Here is a 21,307-nt window from a genome sequence, read left to right as displayed (position 1 = left end):
CTTCAGAAATATAGGACGAGGAAGTTGCGCAAACCATGGGGCAGCAGGTCATAGACCGCACCTCCGGGCATGCGCACGTCGAGGAAGGTCTTGAAGACCAGCACGATCCCGAGCCCGACCAGCGGCGAGAATGCCAGCAGCCTGCCGCGATACCCCAGCCGGAAGGCCAGCGCCGTGGTAAAGATCATGCTGGCGGGCAGGTAGCCGATCCAGGGCGTCGCCATCACATAAGCCAGAAACCAGACGACATACTCGAACGCCTTGGCCCAGAGCAGAAGCTCGGCCATCACGCTGCTGCCCCGGTGGCGCGCGTTGCGGCGCAGGCAGGCGATCAGCTCGCCCAGCCCGAAAACCAGCATGCCGACGATGGCGATCAGCGGCCAGAGGCCGGGCTGCCGGACCAGCGGCTGCCCGTCGATCCATGTGGTTTGCGAGGACCAGAACAGCGCCAGAACACCGGCAGCCAGAAACGAGGTCACGGCAAAGACGATCTCGGCCCGCTGGTGGGGCGGATGGGTCAGGTCTGAAAGGTCGGTGGGATCGTCGCTCATGCGCCCTCGCACGGATTGAAAACCCCGGCGCAGGCGCGCCGGGGTTTGGGGTTACTGGCCGGTGGTTTCGGCGATCCGCGCCATGGTGGCGATGTCGCTTTCGATCTGCGCGGCGGCAGCTTCACTGTCCTGCCAGTAGATCTGCGCGCCCGTCTCGGCGGCGAAGGTCTGCGCGCGCTCGCTGGCGATGGTCGCCTGCGCCACTTCGGCGATGCGGGCGATCACATCGGGCGGCGTGTCCTTGTGCACGAACAGCCCGTTCCACAGCGAAATGCCCAGATCCGGCACCAGCTCGCCCACCGTCGGCGCGTCGGGCGCTTGCCCCAGACGTTCACCGGTGACGGCGGCAAGGATGGTCACGTCGTCAAGACAGGGCATGATCAGCTGGATCGTGGTGTTGATCACATCCACATCGCCCGAGGCCAGCGTGTTGCAGTCGAGCGCGTCATAGGCCGCGTCCGAACCCCACGAAAAGCCCATCTCATGCGCCAGCGCGAAGCTGACCTGCGTCGGCGTCAGGCTGGCGCCGAAATGGCCCAGCAGCACCTCGTTATCTTGCGCGTACGTCGCCAGTTCTTGCATCGTCTGGAACGGGGCGTTGCGCGCGGTGGCCAGCACAAAAGGATAGGTCAGGAAGATGCCGACCGGGGTGAAGGGATCGGGGGCCAGCTCGGCAATGCCAAGGGTCGGGCCAACCACCGGCACACCGATGACGAACGAGCCGACCATCGAGCCATCAGCCGGGGCCGTCGCCACTTCAACCGCGCCGGGGAACGGACCGCCGCCGCCACCGGGGCGGTTCAGCACCGCAGCGGGCTGGCCATAGGCCTCCTGAAAGTCCTCGGCGATCATGCGGGTCAGCACGTCTTCCAGATCACCCGGCGGCCACGGAACGACGAAGGTCACGGGGCCTTCGGGATACTCGGCCAGCGCTGCACCAGCCTGCACAGCCAGCGCCGCCGCGAGGGCGAGAGAGACATGGATCTTCATGGGCGTCCTCCTTGTCGGTTCATTATTTACACCGTTGTTTCAAAAATTAGGTTGCGCGACAGGGCGGATTCGGTCAAGACTTTTCTTGCGTCTGCAATGAGTGTTTTTCATCCGGGATCCGTTCACCCCCATGCGAACCGTCGAAAAAGCCTTGAAACTGCTGGATTTCTTCACCGACAAAGTGGTGGAGATTGGCCTGTCAGACCTCGCCCGCCTATCGGGAATCGATAAGGCGACCGTCTTGCGGATGCTTAACGACATGGCGGAAAGTGGACTGGTTGAGCAAAATCCCGAGTCAAAGCGCTGGCGCTTGGGGGCTGGCGTCCTGCGTCTGGCGCGCTTGCGCGAGGCGACGCAACCCGTCAACCGCGTGCTGATGCCAATCCTCGAACGACTGGCTGAACAGACCGGCGAGACCGCGCATGTGTCGCTTGTGTCAGGCCGCGATCTGGCCAATATCGGCGTGGTCGAAAGCAACCGGGCCAACCGCGTTCACATCGAACCGGGCCTGACCCTGCCCCTGCACGCCACCGCCTCGGGCCTTGCGTTCACCGCCTTCACGCGGCCTGAGCGGCGCGAGCGGGTGCTGGCACGCAAACTGACACCGATCACCGGCACCACCCCGATCACCCGCGAGTCACTGGCCGGTCTGGTCACACTCGCCCAACAGCGCGGCTATTCCTGCGCCGATCAGACCTATGAGGCCGAGGTTCATGGCCTCGCCGTACCGCTCTTCGGCCCTGACGGCTTTTCCTGCGGCGCGCTGGCTGTGGCGATCCCCACGTCCCGCGTCACCGACAGCTATCAGCGCGGCATACTGGCCGCCCTCGCCCCGGCCGCGCGCGATGCGACGCTGGGTCTGGGCGGTCGTATTCCCCCTCATCACATCGTTGCTCTCTAGGAGAACCCCATGCCCAAAGACGAGAATTTCCTCAAAGCCAACAACGCGCGCCACCTGTGGCACCCGATGGCCCACCCGGCGGACAGCCAGAAGAACCCGCCGACCATCGTGACCGGCGGCAAGGGCGTGCGGATCACCGATGTGGACGGGCATGAGGTGGTCGATGGCGTCGGCGGGCTGTGGAACGTCAACCTTGGGTACTCGTGCGAGCCGATCAAGGCGGCGATCAGCGCGCAGCTGGACAAGCTGCCGTATTACTCGATCTTTCGGGGAACCTCGAACGATTGCGTCATCGAACTGGCCGAAGAGCTGAAGGACTTCTTCGCCCCCGACGGGCTGACACGGGCCTTCTATACGTCGGGCGGGTCGGACTCGGTTGAAACCGCGCTGCGCCTGTCGCGCCAGTACCACAAGATCCGTGGCGAGGCCGGGCGCTACAAGTTCCTGTCGCTGAAAAAGGGCTATCACGGCACGCATTTCGGCGGTGCCTCGGTCAATGGCAACGCCAATTTCCGCACGGCCTACGAGCCGTTGCTGGCCGGCTGCCACCACATCCCCGCGCCTTATACCTACCGCAACCCGTTCAACGAAAGCGACCCGGCCAAACTGGCCCAGCTCTGCCTGCAGGCGCTTGAGGACGAAATCGCCTTTCAGGGCGCAGGCACCATCGCCGCGTTTATCATGGAGCCGGTGCTGGGCGCAGGCGGCGTGATCCCGCCGCATGCCAGCTTCATGCCCGGCGTGGCCGAGATCTGCCGCAAGAACGGCATCCTGCTGATCGCGGACGAGGTGATCACGGCCTTCGGGCGGACGGGCGCGTGGAGCGGCAGCCGACTCTGGGGCGTGCAACCGGACTTCATGTGCACCGCCAAGGCGATCACCAACGGCTATTTCCCCTTCGGCGCGGTGATGATCGCCGAGCATGTCGCCGAGACCTTCGAGAAGGATGAAACCGGCCGCGCGGCGATCGGGCATGGGTATACGTATTCGGGCCACCCGGTGGGGGCGGCGGCTGCCATCGCCTGCCTTGCAGAAACCAAACGCCTGAACGTCGCCGAGAACGCGGCGGCGCGCGGGGCCGAGTTGTTCGCGGGCGCGCAGGCGCTGATGGACAAGTATGACGTGATCGGCGACGTGCGCGGCGGCCACGGGCTGATGATCGCGATCGAACTGGTGTCAGATCGCGCGACCAAAGCCGCCCCGGACAAGCCCGTGCCGGCCAAGGTGCAGGCAACGGCGTATGAGGCAGGGGCGATGGTCCGGGTGTCGGGGCCGAACATCATCCTGTCACCGGGGCTGGTGCTGACCTCGGACGACGTGCAGGTGATCCTGAGCGCCCTCGATGCGGGCCTGCGCGCGGTCTGAGCGGCGAAAGGGGGCGTTGCCCCCCTCTTGGCCTGACGGCCAATTCACCCCCCAGGATATTTAAGGACAGAAAATAAGGTTTCGTTAACCCTGTTTCATTTTCTGTCTGCAAATATCCACGGGGGGATTTTCAAGGGGGGCGCGTGCGTCCCCCTTGAAGCGGGTGCGGGCCGCGGCCCGCGCGGGCCGAGGAGGCTCGATGCCTCCGAGGCCCGGCCTACCGGAAGTCGCCTTTTGCCGCACCGGTGATCGGCACCAGCAGCTCAGGCGTCAGGTCGCTTTCATCATAGACCCCCAGATACACCCCCTTGCTGCGCGCCTTGCCGCGGCGGGCGATGATCTGGTCGCTGGAGATCGTCGTGCGTTGCGACACGCGGCGCGACCAGACTGACAGGCGCTCCATCAGCCGCGCGCGGGTCTCGGCACAGGCCGGATCGTCGCCCAGATCGACCAGTTCTTTCGGATCGTTCAGCGTATCGAACAGCATCGGCCGGAAGCCACCTTCGGCGTGCATCATCTTCCAGCGCCCGTCGAAGATCATGAACAGCACCGCATCCTTGGGCGCGACACCCAGTTTCCCGGCCATGACGCTGCACGAATAATCGTATTCGCTGATCGCCACGTCGCGCCACTCGGCGGGCGTGTCACCGCGCAGGAAAGGCATCAGGGATTTGCCCTCGACCACATGCCCGGGAACCTCGCCGCCAGCCGCCTCGATAAAGGTCGCCGTCAGGTCGATGGATTCGACCAGCGCGTCGCAGGTCGTGCCGCGCGTGCTACCTGCCGACTGACGCGGGTCATAGATGATCAACGGCACGCGGACCGAGCAGTCGTGGAACAGGTCTTTCTCACCCATCCAGTGATCGCCCATGTAATCGCCGTGATCCGCCGTGAGGACGATCATCGTGTCCTCCATCCGGCCCGTTGCCTCAAGGTGATCCAGCAGCCGTCCGAACTGGTCGTCGCATTGCGCGATCAGGCCCATATACGCGGGCACCACTTCGGACCGGACCTCATCGCGCGAGAAAGCCTTGCCGATCGCGTTATTCATGAACGCGCCGTAAACCGGCTGCGGATCCTCGCGTTCGGCTTCGGTTCGGTTAGCCGGCACGACATCCTGCGGGCCGTACATCGAGGCATAGGGCTCGGGCACGATATAGGGCCAGTGCGGCTTGATGTAGCTCAGATGCGCCAGCCACGGCCGTTCTGCCGCCTGTGGCGAGGCGAGGAAGTCGAGGCAGCGGTCGGTCAGCCAGGGCGTCTCGGAGTGCTCTTCCTTGACGTTCGCCCCCTTGCGCGCGTTTTTCATCAGCCAGCCCGAGGCAATCGAGCCATCGTCGTCAACGCCCGCGTTCGCGTTGTCGTGCCACGGGTTCTCGCCCGGATAACCCAGCCCCTTGAGATATTCGTTATAGGGTGACGGGGTGGAATAATAGAACCCGCCCGGACCTTCAGGGTTGAGGCCGTCTTCGCGCACCCACAGATCAAAGCCGCATTCCGCCACCCGCGCGCCGATCACGCTGTCACGGGTCAGTCCCAGACGCGCCATTCCCTCGGTATCGGGGGTCATATGGGTCTTGCCCAGAAGCCAGCTGTCCATTCCCAGCTTGCGCAGATGGTCGCCCATCGTGGCCTCGCCCACCTTGAGCGGATAGCCGTTCCATGCCGCCCCATGCGAGCCGACATAGCGCCCGGTGTAATAGGACATGCGGCTGGCACCGCAGACAGGGGATTGCACATAGGCCTGCGTGAAGCGCACGCCCTTGGCTGCCAACCGGTCGAAATTGGGTGTGCGCATCGTCGGATGGCCCGCGCAAGACATATAGTCATGGCGCAGCTGATCATACATAACGAACAGGATGTTGCGGATTTCTGGCATGCGGCCTCCCCAGGCAAGCGATTAGCGAGCACCTTGCGCAAGCCCCCTGCCGGTTGCAAGCGCGTCGCCGGGGCTTTTCACCCTGTGGCATGATGATAAACTCGGCAACGTAAGAACAGGAGAGCCCCTCATGACCGTCCATATCGGCGCCAAACCCGGCGAGATCGCCCCCACCGTCCTGATGCCGGGCGACCCGTATCGCGCCCGTTGGGCCGCCGAGACCTTTCTCGACAACCCCGTTCTGGTGAACGAAGTGCGCGGCATGCTGGGTTTCACCGGCACCTGGCGCGGCAATCCGGTGACGATCCATGGGTCGGGCATGGGCATGCCGTCGATGTCGATCTATGCTAATGAGTTGATCAGTGAGTATGGCGTCAAGACCCTGATCCGTATCGGGTCTGCCGGGGCGATGCAGGAAAGCATCAAGCTGCGCGACGTGGTGCTGGCGCAGACCGCCACCTCGCTGTCGACGCCGTCGCGCGGGTTCTTCCGCGAAATCAACTTTGCCCCCTGCGCCGATTTCGGCCTGCTGGCGGCGGCGCATAAGGCGGCGGCGGACAAGGGTGTCACCACCCATGTCGGCAACATCTATTCGTCGGATGTGTTCTATGACGACCGCAAGGATCTGAACAAGATCATGACCGACCACGGCGTGCTATGCGTCGAGATGGAGGCCGCCGAGCTCTACAACCTGTGCGCGCGTCACGGGGTGCGGGGGCTGGCTGTGCTGACCATCTCGGATCACCTGATCACCCAGGAAGCCCTGCCCTCCGCCGACCGCGAACGCTCGTTTGGCGATATGGTCGAGATTGCTCTGGGCGCAGCCTTCCCCTGAGCAGCAAAGCGGGCTGCCGGACCCACGGGTCCGGTGCCCGCAAGGAACCCCCATGGCCATCCCGACATCGCAGGCCACGTTGCTGGCCGCCATAGACACGAGTTTTGCCAAGCTTATGGCGGATCTGGAGCGTGTGCCCGTTGACCAGGCGCGCGTGGCGTCAATGGACGGGCACGCCGCCGGCACCCGTATGAGCCCGGCGGATCTGGTTGCCTATCTGCTGGGCTGGAATACGCTGGTTCTGTCCTGGCTCGAACGCGACGACCGCGGCGAGCCGGTCATTTTCCCCGAAACCGGGTTCACCTGGGCCGAACTGGGACAGCTGGCGCAGAAATTCTACGCCGATTACCAATCTGTAGAGTGGCCCGAGTTGCTGGCCCGGTTGCGCGCGGTCCAGGCCCGGCTGGCCGAAACCGTTGCCGCGCGCTCGAATGACGAGCTTTACGGACGGGTCTGGTACCGGACGTGGACCAAGGGGCGGATGATCCAGCTCAACACATCATCACCCTATACCAATGCACGCGGGCGCATCCGCGCATGGCTCAAACACCACGCTTAGGCGGCGCGTGCAAGACAGCAAAACGGGGGGCCAAGGCCCCCCGTTTTCGTGGTCGCGACACCGCGTTTCAGTGCCCCAGGATCTGGCTCAGGAACAGTTTCGTCCGCTCGGATTGCGGGTTGTTGAAGAACTCGTAGGGTTCGTTCTGCTCAACGATCTGACCCTGATCCATGAAGATCACGCGGTTCGCGACGGCCTGAGCAAAGCCCATTTCGTGCGTCACGCAGAGCATGGTCATGCCCTCTTCGGCCAGCTGGATCATGGTATCCAGCACCTCTTTGATCATCTCGGGGTCCAGCGCCGAGGTCGGCTCGTCGAACAACATGATCCGCGGCTTCATGCACAGCGACCGCGCGATGGCGACGCGCTGCTGCTGACCGCCCGAAAGCTGGCCGGGATACTTGTTGGCCTGCTCGGGGATCTTCACCTTTTCGAGGAAATACATCGCTGTTTCCTCGGCCTCGCGCTTGGGGGTCTTGCGCACCCAGATCGGCGCCAGCGTGAGGTTCTCCAGGATGGTCAGATGCGGGAACAGGTTGAAATGCTGAAACACCATCCCGACCTCGGACCGCACCTTGTCGATGTTTTTCAGGTCCGATGACAGTTCGGTCCCGTCGACGATGATCTGCCCGGCCTGATGTTCCTCAAGCCGGTTGATGCAGCGGATCAGCGTCGACTTGCCCGAGCCCGAGGGCCCGGCAATGACGATCCGCTCTCCGCGGTTCACCGTCAGGTCGATGTCGCGCAGCACGTGAAAACTGCCGTACCACTTGTTCATGTTGGTGATCTGGATCGCGACTTCGTCGCTGACCTGCATCTGAGCGCGGTTGACGCTACGGTCTTGCGTGGCTTCCATGGCTCTACTCCTTAACGATGATCAGTTTTCAGACGGCGCTCGAGAGACATCGAGTAGCGCGACATGGAGAAACAGAAGATAAAGAACACGGCACCGATGAAGATGAAGAGCTCCCAGTAAATCCCCTGCCAATCCGAGCTTGCGCGCGTCGCGTTCGCCAGACCGATCGGGTCGAGAATGCCGATGAACACCACCAGCGTTGTGTCCTTGAACAGACCGATGAAGGTGCTGACGATGCTCGGGATCGAGATCTTCAGCGCCTGCGGCATGATGATCAGACGTTGGGCTTTCCAGTAATCCAGACCCAGCGCGTCGGCTGCCTCGTATTGGCCGCGTGGCAATGCAGCCAGACCGCCGCGGATCACCTCGGCCATGTAGGCCGACGCAAACAGCGTCACCATGATGATAACCCGCAAGATCAGGTCAAAGTTGGTACCGGGGGGCAGGAAGTAGTTCAGCAGCAAGGACGCCGTGAACAGCAGTGTGATCAGCGGCACGCCGCGGATGAATTCGATGAAGATCACCGAAACATACTTGATCAGCGGCATATTGGACTGACGCCCCAGCGCCAGCAGGATGCCGATGGGCAGCGACAGGGCGATGCCCGACACGCCGATCACCAGCGACACAAGAAAGCCGCCGAATTCACGCGACGGCACCGACTGGCTTTCGAGCGGCGCGATGGCAGAGAGGGCATCGACCAGCGGACCGGCCAGAAACAGCCAGTAAAGAATCGGCAAGATCACCACGATGGCCGCCGACAAGAGTGTCGAAAGCTGCGACGTCGCCCGGACCAGAACATAGCCCAGCACAAAACCCAAAGCGACCGAGACCGGCCCCCAGATCGTACCGCCCCACAGCAGCCAGACGCCCAGGAAGGGGTAGACCATCGTGAAGTACAGCACCTTTTTGGGCACCGACGGGAACAGAACCGGCGAGATCGCGACGAACAGCAGGACCAGCGCCGTCACGGGCCGCCAATAAAGCTCAGGCGGGTAGAAGCCGAACATCAGCTGTGGCCAGCGATCCTTGATCACGCCCCAGCAGGCACCGCTAGCCCCGTCGAGGATCTGCCGGCACTCGGTCAGCGAATTGGCGTTCCAGATCGAGTTGGCGAACCAGGGGCCCATCTCCATGATAAGGAACAGCACGACCAGCAGCGAAATCACCGTCAGGATGATGTTCAGCGGGCCGTCGAACAGGTTCTCACGCCCCCAGCGCACCATGCCGATCTGGCTGCTGGGCGGGTCTTGGGGCGGGAGCATCGTCTCGCGGACAAAGCGGACGGTATGCGCATGGGTATCACTCATCTCAGCGCTCCCTCAGCTTTACGCGGTTGTTGTAGAAGTTCATCACCGTCGAGATGATCAGGCTGATCACCAGATAGACCAGCATCAGCAACATCATCCCTTCCAGCTCGCGGCCGGTCTGGTTGATGGTGATCCCGCCCAGTGTCGAGCGCAGGTCCATGTAGCCCACGGCCAGACCCAGCGAGGTGTTCTTGGTGATGTTCAGGTATTGCGAGATCAGCGGCGGCACGATGACGCGCAACGCTTGCGGCAGGATGACCAGCCGCATCGTGCGGCCCGGCTGCAACCCCAGCGCAAAGGCCGCTTCGCTTTGCCCGTTCGAGATGGCCAGAATGCCTGAACGCACGATCTCGGCGACGAAAGCACCGGTGTAGATACTCAGCCCCAGCCACATGGCCAGCAGCGAGTTGCGCATCTGGATGCCGCCGGTAAAGTTGAACCCGCGCAGTTCGGGGTATTCCAGATGGAAGCCCAGAAACGTCAGCAGCGCGATGGCGGGAACGAACAGGATCAGCAGGCTTTTCCACCAGGTCTTGGGGCGGACGCCGGTAGCGTTCTGGATCTTGGTGGCGCTGGCAAGCACCAGACGGTTCACCCAGATCGACAGCCCGACAACGACCAGAAACGCCATCAGGTTCAGGCTGACATCCAGACCCAGAATATTGAAGTAGCCAAGGCCGTTTTCAAACAACGGACCGGGGACATAGACGCCACGGTTGGTGACAGCGACGGAATCGAACAGCAACATGCTGCTGGCCGGATCGTCACCGCGGAACGCACTGGGCGGCGGCATCGATTCCGACATGATGGCGCTGACCACGATGATCCAGATCAGCACGGGAACGTTGCGGAAGGTCTCGACGTAGATCGTCATCAACCGGCCGATGATCCAGTTCTTGGACAGGCGCAGCACCCCGGCGATCACCCCGATCACCGTCGCGGTGGCGCAGGCCATCACGGCCAGGATCAGCGTGTTCAGCAGCCCGACGATCGCCGCGCGACCATGGGTATAGGTACTGTCATACTCGATGGGCCGCTGCGAAATGTCGTAGCCCGACACGTTCCACAAGAAATCGAATGAAAAGTCTTTGCCCAGAGCCGCGAGGTTGCGGATCGTGTTGTCGATCAGCCAGGCGGCGCCCAGCATGAGAAGGATCAGCACAAAGATCTGGATCGTGTAAGAGCGATACCGCGTATCGTATAGCAGCATGCTCAGGCGAAATGACCCCTTCGGAGCCCCGCTGTCCACCATTGCCATCAATTGTCTCCCTGCATCCGTGTCTGGTTTTTGTCTTCGCGCTCAAAGAGCGTCGGAGGGCACGGTTATGCGATGTCTGATAGGAAAACGGCGCGCGGTGGGGTCACCGCGCGCCGTGGTGCCGTCGCTTAGCGGAACGGCGGGGTGTAGAGCAGACCGCCCTGGGTCCACTGAGCGTTCAGGCCGCGTGCCAGCCCGATCGGGGTTGCTTCACCGATGGTGGCCGCGAAGATCTCGCCATAGTTGCCACCGGCAGCAATCGCGTGCATCGCCCACTGCGGGTCGAGACCCAGCATTTCGCCCAGCGAGCCTTCCGAGCCCAGCAGACGGTTGATTTCCGGGTTCGAGGTGCCGGCAGCCATCTGCTCGAGGTTGGCCGAGGTCACGCCCAGCTCTTCAGCAGCAATCAGCGCGTTCAGCGTCCAGCGGCCGATGTCAGCCCACTGATCGTCGCCCTGACGGACGAGCGGACCGAGCGGCTCTTTCGAGATGATCTCGGGCAGAATCACGTGGTCGCCCGGGGTTTCGAACGAAGCGCGCGTGGCAGCCAGACCCGATGCGTCGGTGGTGTAGACGTCGCAGGCACCAGCCAGATACTGCTGCTGAGCTTCGGCGTTGGTTTCGATCGGAACCGGCTCGTAGGTCATGTTGTTGATGCGGAAGTAGTCCGCAAGGTTCAGCTCGGTCGTGGTGCCGGTCTGGATGCAGACGGTCGCACCATCAAGCTCGGTTGCCGACGAGACGCCCAGAGCACGGTCGACCATGAAGCCCTGACCGTCGTAGTAGTTCACGCCGATGAAGGTGAAGCCCAGATCCACGTCACGCGACAGGGTCCAGGTGGTGTTGCGGGCGAGAATGTCGATCTCACCCGAGGCGAGCGCGGTAAAGCGGGTCTGGCCGGTGGTCGGCACAAAGTTTACCGCCATCGGATCGCCGAGCACGGCAGCAGCGACGGCGCGGCAAACGGCGACGTCAAAGCCCTGCCAGACGCCGTTTGCGTCCGGGGCCGAGAAGCCGTTCACGCCAGTCGACACGCCACAGTTCAGCGAGCCGCGGGCCTGCACATCTTCCAGCGTCGTGGCCGAGGCATAGCCTGCAACCAATGCCGCGGTCGCGAGCGTGCCCATGAATACTGATTTTTTCATTCTTACCTCTTCCTGTTTTCGTCGCCTCATCGGGCGATCTGGTCCCGCCGTTTCCGGCGAATTTCTGTGCCCAAGCGAGGGCGAGTTGGTACCGGGCCGCACCCGGACATTCATTGCCAAAGCAATTTTGCGCACTGTTTCGGTGCTGCATGAGCAAATTTGTGCCGAGAAACCTTGGCCGTCAAGTCAATCATTCCGAACCGTGATGCCTAAGCAAGCGGCGGCGTGATCGGTAACACCGGGTTTTTAAGGCGCAATCTTGTTGCGCGCTAACACGCGCTAAGGGCGAAAAAACGGGCAGCAGCAAGAAAGGAATCCTGCCGGCGCGCGGCAAGAGCCTGCGCTTCCTCGTCTTCGCCCCATTGCTCGATCTGCCAGTCCTCATCGATTCGAGAGGCACGCCACAGTTCTTCGACCGGCGCGGCCTGCTCGGTCACTGCCAGCGCGATGACCAACGACCCGGACATGGCCACAAGGTCATGAAAAGCGGTCAGCTGGAACGGGGTTAACGTGGCGACATGCGCCGTCAGTTTAGCCAAAGTCTCGGCCGGTTGCTCGGTCGGCATGACACCCGACGTCACCCGCCATTGCACCCCGAATCGGTCGGACGACCATTCGAGCAGCGGATCCCAGGCCGCCGCCTGCCGCGCGATCAGCGCAGCGGGGTCCGTGGCGCGGTAGCACAGCAGATCGGTTTCGCCATACGCGGTCAGCAACTCGGCAACCTCGTCGAACTGGCGGCTGACCTTGTCGATGGCAGCATTGGCCGCGCGTGTGGCGGGCATTGTGTCGGGGTCGATCTTGTCGCCCTGCGCCGCCCATTCCGCCGCGATCTCATCGGCAAAGCCGCGCGTCGGCACAACCAGCGGGGCCTTCCCGGGCGTCTTCACGCCGCGCCCGTCAAGCAGGACGGTGAAACCGCCCGGGGCTTCGACCACGGTTGCGTCTTTCCAGAACCGCTTCGGTGCCCAGTCGCTCATCCCTGCCCCCAGATTTCCGCCAGCGCCGCATCCAACGCGTCAAAGCTGTCGATCAACACATCCGCCGCCGCCAGACGCGCGTCCGGGTGATAGCCCCAGCGCACGCCAATCGCCTTGATCCCGGCGGCATGGCCCATCGCAATGTCAAATTCGGTATCGCCGACGATCACGGCATCCGCCGCCGCAATCCCGGTGTCGCGCAGACAGGCCAGCACCATCGCCGGATCGGGTTTGGACGGGTGATCATCGGCGACATGGCTGGTGGCGAACAGGTCGTGCAACCCATGCGATTCAAACAACCCGTTCAGGCCCCGCCGCGACTTGCCGGTCGCGACGGCCAGCGTCACACCCGGATCGGCGCGCAACCGCTCCAGCGCAGCGCGGGCACCGGGGTAGAGCGGGCTGCCCTTCTCGCCATTCGCCCTGCGCAGCGCGCTGTAGTTGGCCTTGTAGGCCACCACCATCGCGTCCTGCGTCGCCGCATCCTCAAGGGGTGCAAGCTGCGCCATGGCGACCGGCAGCGACAGCCCCACGATGCCCTTGACCGCATCGTCTGACGGAACCGTCAGACCGGCGCTGGCAAACGCAACCGCCATCGAGGCCAGAATATCGGCCTGACTGTCGACCAGCGTGCCATCGACATCAAAGATCACCAGCCGCATGGGATCATTCTTCGTCGAAGAAGGGATCGGCGGGCACGTCATTCTCATGCCAGCCCAGCGTTTTCCAGCTGCGCTCCATATGTGGCGGCAGCGGGGCGACGATGGTCATGACCTTGCCGGTCACCGGATGCTCGAAGGTGATCTGCCGCGCGTGCAGGTGCATCTTGCGGCTGATGTCACCACCCAGCTGCGCGCCCCAGCCATCGCCAAGGTTCTCCTGCCCCGAGCCGCCGTATTTGCCGTCGCCGATGATCGGATGCCCCATCTCGGCCATATGCGCCCTGAGCTGGTGCGTGCGTCCGGTAATCGGCACCAGCGCGACCCAGGCCGCCCGGCTGCCCAGCCGTTCGAGCACGGCGAAATCGGTGGTGGCGCGCTTGGCCCCCTCGGTCGTTTCGACCTGATTGGGATGCACGCAGCGCATCTTCTCGCCCTCACCGCGACCACCACCCTTGACCAGACCGTATTTGATCGTGCCCTTGAGCGGCTGCGGCACACCAGCGACGATGGCCCAGTAAATCTTGCGCGTCGCGCGGTGACGGAATCCCTCGCTCAGCCGCCGCGCGACCCGTGGGGTGCGCGCCAGCAGCAGAACACCCGAGGTGTCCTTGTCCAGCCTGTGCACCAGAACCGGGCGCTCCTTGTAGCCGAACATCAACGCTTCGGTCAGACCGTCGATATGCCGGTCGCCCTGCCCGCTGCCCCCCTGCGACGGCAGACCCGGCGGCTTGTTCAGCGCGATGACATGCTCGTCCTTCCAGATCACCGCGTCGCGGATCATGGCGGCATCCGCCGCAGTGATCTTGCCCACGCGTTCGGGCTTGGGCGCTTCGGTATCGGGCAGCGGCGGCACGCGCACCACCTGACCCGCGTCGATACGGTCCGAAGCCTTGACGCGCTTGCCATCGACCCGCAGATCGCCCTTGCGGCAGAACTTCTCGACCATGCCTTGCGTGATCTGGGGAAACTTGCGTTTCAGCCAGCGGTCCAGCCGCTGCTCACCCTCGTCCACGCCTACCGTAACTGTCTGTACACCGCTCATGCCACCACGCTCCGCGCCAGCCATAAGCCCGCCAGGATGGCGGCCAGCGACAGCACCACCGAGGCTCCGACATAGACCATGGCCAGCCCTTGCTGCCCACGCTCCCATATCGTCATCGCATCCAGCGAGAACGCCGAAAACGTCGTGAATCCACCCAGCACGCCGGTCATCAGCAAGGGCGCGAAGCGGTTGGCGCTGAGATGCCCCAGAGCCACCACCACAACGCCCATCACGAACGAGCCGATGACGTTGACCGTCAGCGTTCCCCAAGGGAAACCCGGCCCCATCAGACGCAAGGACGCAACGCCGGTCAGATACCGGCCCGAGGCACCAATGGCACCCCCCAAAGCGACTTGCAAAAGCGTGTAGATCATCGCGTTGCCCTGCACCGGAGGCCGGTCAAAGTCAACCCGCGCCGCCATCCCGCCGCGTGCGCAGCTTGGCGAAATACTCGACCCGCTTTTTCAGCTCGCGCTCGAAGCCGCGCTCGGGCGGGCTGTAGAGCACCGGGCGCTTTACGCCATCGGGGAAATAGTTCTGGCCGCTGAAACCGTCCTGGGCGTCATGGTCATACTGATAGCCGGTACCGTAGCCCTGTTGCTCCATCAGCTTGGTCGGCGCGTTCAGGATATGCGCAGGCGGCATGGTGCTGCCGGTCTTCTGCGCCAGCTGCCGCGCAGCCTTGTAGGCCTTGTAAACCGCGTTCGATTTCGGCGCGAGGGCAAGGTAAACCACCGCCTGCGCGAGCGCCAACTCGCCCTCGGGGCTGCCCAGCCTCTCATAGGTCTGCCAGGCGTCCAGACAGGCCGTCTGCGCCTGCGGATCGGCCAGACCAATATCCTCGACCGCCATCCTTGTGATCCGCCGTGCCAGAAAGCGCGGGTCTTCTCCGCCTTCCAGCATCCGCGCGAACCAGTAAAGCGCGGCATCGGGGTCAGATCCGCGCACTGATTTGTGCAGGGCCGAGATCAGGTTGTAATGCTCGTCGCCCGACTTGTCATATTTCGCCGCGCGCCGCATCAGGCGCTTGGCAAGCGCGTCGGTGTCCAGCTTGCCCGAAAGCTTCCAGGCCATCACCTGCTCGATCAGATTGAGCAGTGCGCGCCCGTCGCCATCGGCCATCTCCAACAGCGCCTCACGCGCCTCGCCGGTCAGGGGCAGGCGGCGGTCCAGCTCACGCTCGGCCCGCTCGGCCAGATGCTCCAGATCCACCAGCGAAAGCCGGGTCAAAACGATCACTTGCGACCGGCTCAAAAGCGCCGCGTTCAGCTCGAACGAAGGGTTCTCGGTCGTCGCCCCGACCAGCAGGATCGTGCCGTCCTCCATATGCGGCAGGAAACCGTCCTGCTGCGCCTTGTTGAACCGATGGATTTCATCCACGAAAAGCAGCGTCCCCTGCCCGTTCCCGCGCCGCATCTTCGCCGCCTCGAAGACCTTGCGCAGTTCGGGCACGCCGGAGAAAATCGCGCTGATCTGGATGAAATGCAGATCCGTCGCCTTGGCGAGCAGCCGCGCGATGGTCGTCTTGCCCACGCCGGGCGGCCCCCACAGGATCAGCGAAGACAACGCTCCCGCCCCCAGCATCGCGCCCAACGGCCCGTCCGCCCCGAGCACAGCCTGCTGACCGATCACATCCGCCAAGGACCGCGGCCGCAACCGGTCCGCCAGCGGGCGCGGCGCCTCGGCAGCTTTCAGGTCGCGCTCGGAAGGATCGGAATCAAAGAGATCAGCCATAGGCGCAATCTAGGCCCTGCACTGGTCGGCGGAAAGAGACGATCGGCAAAGCGAGGGGCTCCTCGCCCCTCGCGCTCCCCCGCCAAAGGAGGCGCACGCGCCCCCTTTGGAAACCCCCGTGGATACTTAGAGACAGAAAATGACGCATGGTTAACGGAACCTTATCATCTGTCCTTAAATATCCTCGGGGGTGAATTCGGCGTCAGCCGAAGAGGGGGCTGAAAGCCCCCTGCCCCGCGCGAAGCGCTCATAGGTGTGCGGCGCAGCCGCTCCGTTGGATCAAAGGCGGAAGCGCAGCAGGCTACGACGCCCATCACGCAGCACCTCAACCTCCCAATACCGAGCCGGATCGCGCAAGGCGCGGTCGAGGGCTGCTGTGTCATTCACCGCTATACGGTTGACCGAGACCAGCACATCCCCCGCCTGCAATCCTGCCCGCGCGGCGATATCCTGCGCCTCGACCACGACAACACCGCTGGCCGCCGGGTCCAGCCCCTGCTCGGCGGCTACTGCCGGGTTGATCGTCTCGGCCACCAGCCCGCGCAGCGCGACGCCGCGGACGGTCAGCTGGTTGCGCGCGGGTGTCTCCGGTGGCGCGATCAGGGATACGGCGCTGGTCGTGCGCTGCGTTCCGCGCTGCCAGTCTAGCGTGGCACTGCCGCCAATCCCCTTTGCTGCCAACCGAAACATCATCTCTTGCGGCGAGTTCACCGGCTCGCCGTCCACGGCCAGCACGACATCGCCCGCTCGCAGGCCCGCCTGCACCAATGGGCTGTCAGGGTGCAGCGCTGTGATCGCCACGCCCTGCGGCATCCCCATCCCCAGCCCGTCGGCCAGCGCGGCGTCCACCGCCTGCCCGGTCATGCCGATCCACGGGCGCTGGAAGCGGCCCTGCCCGTCCTCGGCCTGCGCCACGACCTGGGACACCAGATTGGCCGGGATCGCAAACCCAATACCGTTGGACCCGCCCGAGCGCGTCAGGATCGCCGAGTTGATCCCCACCAGATGCCCTTGCATATCCACCAGCGCACCGCCCGAGTTGCCAGGGTTGATCGCCGCATCCGTCTGGATGAAATACCCGCGCCCCGAGCCCACCGCGATCCCTGACCGCGCCAGCGCCGAAACGATCCCGCTGCTCACCGTCTGCCCCACGCCGAACGGGTTGCCGATGGCCAGCACCAGATCGCCAACCTCGACCCGGTCGCTGTCGGCCAGCTGAATCGCGGGCAGGTCGTGCGCACCGTCCAGCCGCAACACGGCCAGATCGCTCTCTTCGTCCTGCAAGATCACCTGCGCCGCAAACTCGCGCCTATCGTTGAGCACCACGCGAATGTCGTCAGCATTCCCGACCACGTGGAAATTGGTCACGATGATCCCGTCGCTCGACAGGATCACCCCCGACCCCAGCGCGTTCTGCACGCGCGGCGCGGCGCGGCCACGGTCGCCGAAAAGCTGGCCAAACACAGGGTCGTTGAAGAACGGGCTTTGCTGTGCCTCGACCACGCGGCGCGCGTAGATCGACGCAACCGCAGGCGCGGTGGCGCGCACCACGGGGGCAAAGGACAGCTGGACCTGCGCCTGACTGACGGGAACCGCGGTAACAGGCGCGGCCACGGGAACGACCGCTGCGCTGTGAAGCGGCGGCACGGGCGAGGCAGTGGGAGGCGGCGGATTGGCCGTCGATTGCGCGTTCACGGGGGTAAGCGCCTGAAGCGCTCCCAAGGTTATCCCCGCACCGGCGAGCGTTCCGATAAGAACCAATCCGACGAGTCGCATGCCTGTCTCCGCTGCTATGTCGATGACCGCAGAATGGTCACCGACATCCAGCGATGCAAGGCGGCTCACGCGAATGCGATGGTGCGTTCAGAGCAGCTGGACGGCCGCCAGACCAATCAATGCCGGAACGCCCTGGATCAGGAAGATCCGGCGGCTGGCGGTCAGCGCGCCGTAAGCCCCGGCAACCAGCACAAACAGCAGGAAACAGGTGGCAATGTTGCGCGCCCAGTCCGGGTCCGAGATCAGCAGCGACCAGATCAACCCGGCGGCGAGAAAGCCGTTATAAAGTCCCTGATTGGCGGCCAGACCCTTGGTCGGTTTGAAAAGATCACGCGGCAGGCTGCTGAACGCCGCCGGACCGCGGGTTTCCCAGGCAAACATCTCGAGCCACAGAATATAGAGATGCAGCAGCGCGATCAGGGTGACGGGCACCATGGCAATCCAGGACATAGCGCCCTCCTTGTTGGTCACATGGACCTTACCTCCGCGCCAAATGCCGTCAAGCAGGCGCGCAACGAAAAACCCCCGCAGCACCGGGCGGCGGGGGTTCTGATCCGGCCTTGCGGCGCAGATCTCAGTCTTCGGCGTTCTCGATCGCTTCCAGACGCGCTTTGTCGGCAGCGCCTTTGGCGTTCACGTCACGCTCGACGAATTCGATGATCGCCATCGGTGCCATGTCGCCATAGCGGAAGCCAGCTTTCAGGACGCGGATGTAACCACCGGCGCGGTCCTTGTAGCGCGGGCCAAGGATCTCGAACAGCTTGGCGACGTCCTTGTCTTCTTTCAGCATCGCACCGGCTTGGCGACGGGCGTGCAGGTCGCCGCGCTTGGCCAGCGTGATCAGTTTTTCAACGATCGGACGCAGTTCTTTGGCTTTCGGCAGCGTGGTCTTGATCTGCTCGTGCTCGATGAGCGAGCCGGCCATGTTGGCGAACAGCGCTTTGCGGTGTTCGTGGGTGCGGTTCAGGCGGCGATAGCCACGGGCGTGACGCATGGGAGTCTCCTATTAACGTCTTTTGCTTTGTGTTGCGCCCTGTGCGTAGCAGGACACGTCGTTGGGGCTGAAAGCCCAGGATGTTCCCCGGCAGTCCGGGCATTTTGCGTAAGGTGGGGTTAAACCCCACCCTACCTTGACGTCGAACCGCGCGCGCGGTCCGTAGGGTGGGTTTTCAACCCACCCTGAACCCTCAGAACTGGTCTTCGAAGCGCTTGGCCAGTTCTTCGATGTTCTCTGGCGGCCAGTCCTCGACTTCCATCCCGAGATGCAGACCCATGCCCGAAAGCACTTCCTTGATCTCGTTCAGCGACTTGCGGCCGAAGTTCGGGGTGCGCAGCATCTCGGCTTCGGTTTTCTGGATCAGGTCGCCGATATAGACGATGTTGTCGTTCTTCAGACAGTTGGCCGAACGCACCGACAGTTCCAGCTCGTCAACCTTCTTCAGCAGAAGCGGGTTGAATTCCAGACCGTCATCGGCATCGCCACGACCGGCCGCTTCCGGCTCGTCGAAGTTGACGAAGACCTGCAGCTGGTCTTGCAGGATGCGCGCGGCAAAGGCCACGGCGTCCTCAGGCGTGACCGAGCCGTCGGTTTCGATCTTCATGGTCAGCTTGTCGTAGTCCAGCACCTGACCTTCGCGGGTCGGGGCGACTTCGTAGGCGACCTTCTTCACCGGCGAATAGATCGCGTCGATCGGGATCAGACCGATGGGCGCATCTTCCGGGCGGTTCTTGTCGGCGCCGACATAGCCTTTGCCGGTGTTGACCGTCAGCTCCATGAACAGCTCGGCGCCGTCATCGAGGTGGCAGACAACGTGGTCCTTGTTCAGCACTTCGATCCCGGCGGTGACAGCGATGTCACCGGCCTTGACGACCGCAGGGCCGCGGGCCGAAATGGTCACGCGCTTGGGACCATCAACGTCCATCTTCAGGGCGACGCCCTTCAGGTTCAGGACGATGTCGGTCACGTCTTCGCGCACGCCAGCGACGGACGAGAACTCGTGCAGGACGTTGTCGATCTGCACCGAGGTGATGGCAGCGCCTTGCAGCGACGACATCAGCACGCGACGCAGCGCGTTGCCCAGCGTCAGGCCGAAGCCGCGCTCAAGCGGCTCGGCGACGACGGTCGCACGGCGCGACGGGTCTGCGCCGGGGCGCACATCAAGCTGCGCCGGCTTGATCAATTCCTGCCAGTTTTTGTGGATCATGGATTAGCCTCCATTCTTGTGACCGGTTCATGACCAGACCGGACACGCCCGAGGGTCTCTATGACAGAATCGGACCGCACCCCAAAGGCGCGGCCCGATCCCGATAATCTGGCGTCAGACGCGGCGACGCTTCGGCGGACGGCAGCCGTTGTGCGCCAGGGGGGTCACGTCGCGGATCGAGGTGATCTGCAGACCGGCGGCAGCGAGAGCGCGCAGCGCCGACTCGCGGCCCGAACCGGGGCCCTGCACTTCAACTTCGAGCGTGCGCAGGCCGTGTTCCTGAGCTTTCTTGGCAGCGTCCTCAGCAGCGAGCTGGGCAGCGTAAGGGGTCGATTTACGCGAACCCTTGAAGCCCATGGTGCCGGCGGACGACCACGAAATGGCGTTGCCCTGCACGTCCGAGATGAGAATCTTGGTGTTGTTGAACGTCGAATTCACATGCGCCACGCCAGCGGCGATGTTCTTGCGTTCCTTGCGCTTGACGCGCGTGGTTTTGGTATCCCGAGCCATTGGTCCTGCCTCCCCTTACTTCTTCTTGCCGGCGATAGCCTTCGCCGGGCCCTTACGCGTACGGGCGTTGGTATGGGTGCGCTGGCCGCGCACAGGCAGGTTGCGACGGTGACGCAGGCCACGGTACGAGCCCATGTCCATAGCGCGCTTGATGTTCATCTGAACTTCGCGACGCAGGTCACCTTCGACGGTCAGGTTGGCGTCGATGTATTCGCGGATCGCCAGGATCTCGTCATCCGTCAGCTGGTTCACGCGGCGCGAAGCCTCGATGTTCAGAGAGGTGATGATGTCGTTGGCGATCGACGGACCGATACCAGTGATATAGGTCAACGCGATGGGAACGCGCTTTCCGGTGGGGATGTTAACGCCAGCAATACGTGCCACGCGGTTTCTTCCTTCTGTTGCGGTTCCGTAGTCCCAGAACCTTTTTTCACAACACGCGCCGCAGTCTGTGGCCGTGCCAAGCGAACGAACCGAATCGAAAAGCGACTCGGATCGCGGTATCAGTCGCACCGGGTAGGGGGTTTTCCAGTAGCCGTCAAGGGCTGCAAGCCTCTGTCAAGAGTCTTTTGCGCAGACAGGCGTTTCGCCGGATGCCATCAGCGGGCATCGACAGCTCACTTTGAAACTTACCGCCTCAGGCCGGTCAGATCCAGCCCTTCATGGCCGCAGCGTTAACTTTTCACAAAGCGCGCGTTTCGCCGTGCAAAACCCCGCTGACACGGGGTCAGCGGGGTCGAACCGTCACAC

General features: G+C 63.6%; 23 protein-coding genes. 5 read left to right on the top strand and 18 right to left on the bottom strand.

Annotation, left to right across the window (positions count from 1 at the left end; translation table 11 throughout):
* Positions 1-2: 2 nt before the first annotated feature.
* Together EAE28_RS18900 and EAE28_RS18895 are read right to left on the bottom strand one after the other, a co-directional pair.
* Positions 3-551: a tripartite tricarboxylate transporter TctB family protein gene (locus EAE28_RS18900; RefSeq protein WP_127109224.1), complete on the bottom strand. Its 549-nt coding sequence runs from the start codon at positions 549-551 to the stop codon at positions 3-5.
* A 51-nt stretch (positions 552-602) separates the two neighbouring features.
* The gene (locus EAE28_RS18895) at positions 603-1,541 is read right to left on the bottom strand and encodes a tripartite tricarboxylate transporter substrate binding protein (RefSeq protein ID WP_127109222.1); all 939 of its coding nucleotides are present in this window, start codon (positions 1,539-1,541) and stop codon (positions 603-605) included.
* A 130-nt stretch (positions 1,542-1,671) separates the two neighbouring features.
* Here EAE28_RS18895 and EAE28_RS18890 point away from each other — a divergent pair, with 130 nt between their 5' ends.
* Together EAE28_RS18890 and EAE28_RS18885 are read left to right on the top strand one after the other, a co-directional pair.
* Positions 1,672-2,442, top strand: coding sequence for an IclR family transcriptional regulator (locus tag EAE28_RS18890; RefSeq protein ID WP_127109220.1), 771 nt, complete (start codon positions 1,672-1,674; stop codon positions 2,440-2,442).
* 9 nt (positions 2,443-2,451) lie between these two features.
* Entirely contained in the window at positions 2,452-3,807 is a 1,356-nt protein-coding gene (locus EAE28_RS18885; RefSeq protein ID WP_127109218.1) for an aminotransferase class III-fold pyridoxal phosphate-dependent enzyme, read from the top strand.
* Positions 3,808-4,024: 217 nt separating this feature from the next.
* Here EAE28_RS18885 and EAE28_RS18880 read toward each other — a convergent pair whose 3' ends face one another.
* Entirely contained in the window at positions 4,025-5,686 is a 1,662-nt protein-coding gene (locus tag EAE28_RS18880; protein ID WP_127109216.1) for a sulfatase-like hydrolase/transferase, read from the bottom strand.
* Between the two features lie 130 nt (positions 5,687-5,816).
* On the opposite strand from EAE28_RS18880, the gene deoD reads away from it, so the two are divergent.
* The gene (gene deoD, locus EAE28_RS18875; RefSeq protein WP_127109214.1) at positions 5,817-6,521 is read left to right on the top strand and encodes a purine-nucleoside phosphorylase; all 705 of its coding nucleotides are present in this window, start codon (positions 5,817-5,819) and stop codon (positions 6,519-6,521) included.
* A 52-nt stretch (positions 6,522-6,573) separates the two neighbouring features.
* Entirely contained in the window at positions 6,574-7,080 is a 507-nt protein-coding gene (locus EAE28_RS18870; protein ID WP_127109212.1) for a ClbS/DfsB family four-helix bundle protein, read from the top strand.
* Positions 7,081-7,147: 67 nt separating this feature from the next.
* On the opposite strand, the gene EAE28_RS18865 is transcribed toward EAE28_RS18870, so the two are convergent.
* The 4 genes from EAE28_RS18865 to EAE28_RS18850 form a co-directional block, all read right to left on the bottom strand.
* Positions 7,148-7,936 (bottom strand): amino acid ABC transporter ATP-binding protein, encoded by a 789-nt coding sequence (locus tag EAE28_RS18865; protein WP_127109210.1) that lies wholly within the window; start codon positions 7,934-7,936, stop codon positions 7,148-7,150.
* 11 nt (positions 7,937-7,947) lie between these two features.
* The gene (locus EAE28_RS18860; protein ID WP_127109208.1) at positions 7,948-9,246 is read right to left on the bottom strand and encodes an ABC transporter permease subunit; all 1,299 of its coding nucleotides are present in this window, start codon (positions 9,244-9,246) and stop codon (positions 7,948-7,950) included.
* A 1-nt stretch (position 9,247) separates the two neighbouring features.
* Positions 9,248-10,504 carry an amino acid ABC transporter permease gene (locus tag EAE28_RS18855; protein ID WP_127109206.1) on the bottom strand — a complete coding sequence of 419 codons (1,257 nt, stop codon included), beginning with the start codon at positions 10,502-10,504 and terminating at the stop codon, positions 9,248-9,250.
* 128 nt (positions 10,505-10,632) lie between these two features.
* Complete coding sequence (locus tag EAE28_RS18850; RefSeq protein ID WP_127109204.1) at positions 10,633-11,649, bottom strand: amino acid ABC transporter substrate-binding protein; 1,017 nt, start codon at positions 11,647-11,649, stop codon at positions 10,633-10,635.
* On the opposite strand from EAE28_RS18850, the gene EAE28_RS23860 reads away from it, so the two are divergent.
* Complete coding sequence (locus EAE28_RS23860) at positions 11,630-11,878, top strand: hypothetical protein (protein WP_164736705.1); 249 nt, start codon at positions 11,630-11,632, stop codon at positions 11,876-11,878. The two genes, EAE28_RS18850 and EAE28_RS23860, sit on opposite strands and share 20 nt — an antisense overlap.
* Before the next feature lie 40 nt (positions 11,879-11,918).
* Here EAE28_RS23860 and EAE28_RS18845 read toward each other — a convergent pair whose 3' ends face one another.
* From EAE28_RS18845 to rpsM, 11 genes are all read right to left on the bottom strand, one after another.
* Positions 11,919-12,629 (bottom strand): ATP12 family chaperone protein, encoded by a 711-nt coding sequence (locus tag EAE28_RS18845; protein ID WP_127109202.1) that lies wholly within the window; start codon positions 12,627-12,629, stop codon positions 11,919-11,921.
* Positions 12,626-13,291, bottom strand: a complete 666-nt coding sequence (locus tag EAE28_RS18840; protein ID WP_127109200.1) for an HAD-IA family hydrolase — start codon at positions 13,289-13,291, stop codon at positions 12,626-12,628. The genes EAE28_RS18845 and EAE28_RS18840 overlap by 4 nt, the downstream gene beginning before the upstream one ends.
* A gap of 4 nt (positions 13,292-13,295) precedes the next feature.
* A complete protein-coding gene (locus EAE28_RS18835) occupies positions 13,296-14,333 on the bottom strand; it encodes an RluA family pseudouridine synthase (RefSeq protein WP_127109198.1) in 1,038 nt (345 codons plus the stop codon).
* Positions 14,330-14,707 carry a fluoride efflux transporter CrcB gene (gene crcB / locus EAE28_RS18830; protein WP_127109196.1) on the bottom strand — a complete coding sequence of 126 codons (378 nt, stop codon included), beginning with the start codon at positions 14,705-14,707 and terminating at the stop codon, positions 14,330-14,332. The genes EAE28_RS18835 and crcB overlap by 4 nt, the downstream gene beginning before the upstream one ends.
* A gap of 31 nt (positions 14,708-14,738) precedes the next feature.
* Entirely contained in the window at positions 14,739-16,067 is a 1,329-nt protein-coding gene (locus EAE28_RS18825) for a replication-associated recombination protein A (protein ID WP_127109194.1), read from the bottom strand.
* Between the two features lie 279 nt (positions 16,068-16,346).
* Entirely contained in the window at positions 16,347-17,843 is a 1,497-nt protein-coding gene (locus EAE28_RS18820; RefSeq protein WP_127109192.1) for a Do family serine endopeptidase, read from the bottom strand.
* A gap of 87 nt (positions 17,844-17,930) precedes the next feature.
* Positions 17,931-18,293 (bottom strand): DUF1304 domain-containing protein, encoded by a 363-nt coding sequence (locus EAE28_RS18815; RefSeq protein WP_127109190.1) that lies wholly within the window; start codon positions 18,291-18,293, stop codon positions 17,931-17,933.
* Positions 18,294-18,417: 124 nt separating this feature from the next.
* Entirely contained in the window at positions 18,418-18,837 is a 420-nt protein-coding gene (rplQ, locus tag EAE28_RS18810; protein WP_127109188.1) for a 50S ribosomal protein L17, read from the bottom strand.
* A gap of 193 nt (positions 18,838-19,030) precedes the next feature.
* A complete protein-coding gene (locus EAE28_RS18805; RefSeq protein WP_127109186.1) occupies positions 19,031-20,047 on the bottom strand; it encodes a DNA-directed RNA polymerase subunit alpha in 1,017 nt (338 codons plus the stop codon).
* A 114-nt stretch (positions 20,048-20,161) separates the two neighbouring features.
* On the bottom strand, positions 20,162-20,557 hold the full coding sequence (gene rpsK / locus EAE28_RS18800) for a 30S ribosomal protein S11 (RefSeq protein WP_127109184.1): 396 nt from the start codon (positions 20,555-20,557) through the stop codon (positions 20,162-20,164).
* A 15-nt stretch (positions 20,558-20,572) separates the two neighbouring features.
* Positions 20,573-20,941 (bottom strand): 30S ribosomal protein S13, encoded by a 369-nt coding sequence (gene rpsM / locus EAE28_RS18795; RefSeq protein WP_127109182.1) that lies wholly within the window; start codon positions 20,939-20,941, stop codon positions 20,573-20,575.
* Between the last annotated feature and the right edge of the window lie 366 nt (positions 20,942-21,307).

Origin of the sequence: Pararhodobacter zhoushanensis (genome assembly GCF_003990445.1) — a bacterium.
Taxonomy (GTDB): domain Bacteria; phylum Pseudomonadota; class Alphaproteobacteria; order Rhodobacterales; family Rhodobacteraceae; genus Pararhodobacter; species Pararhodobacter zhoushanensis.
The sequence above is the reverse complement of the archived record's forward strand: the minus strand, read 5'-3'. Positions and strand labels throughout refer to the sequence as shown.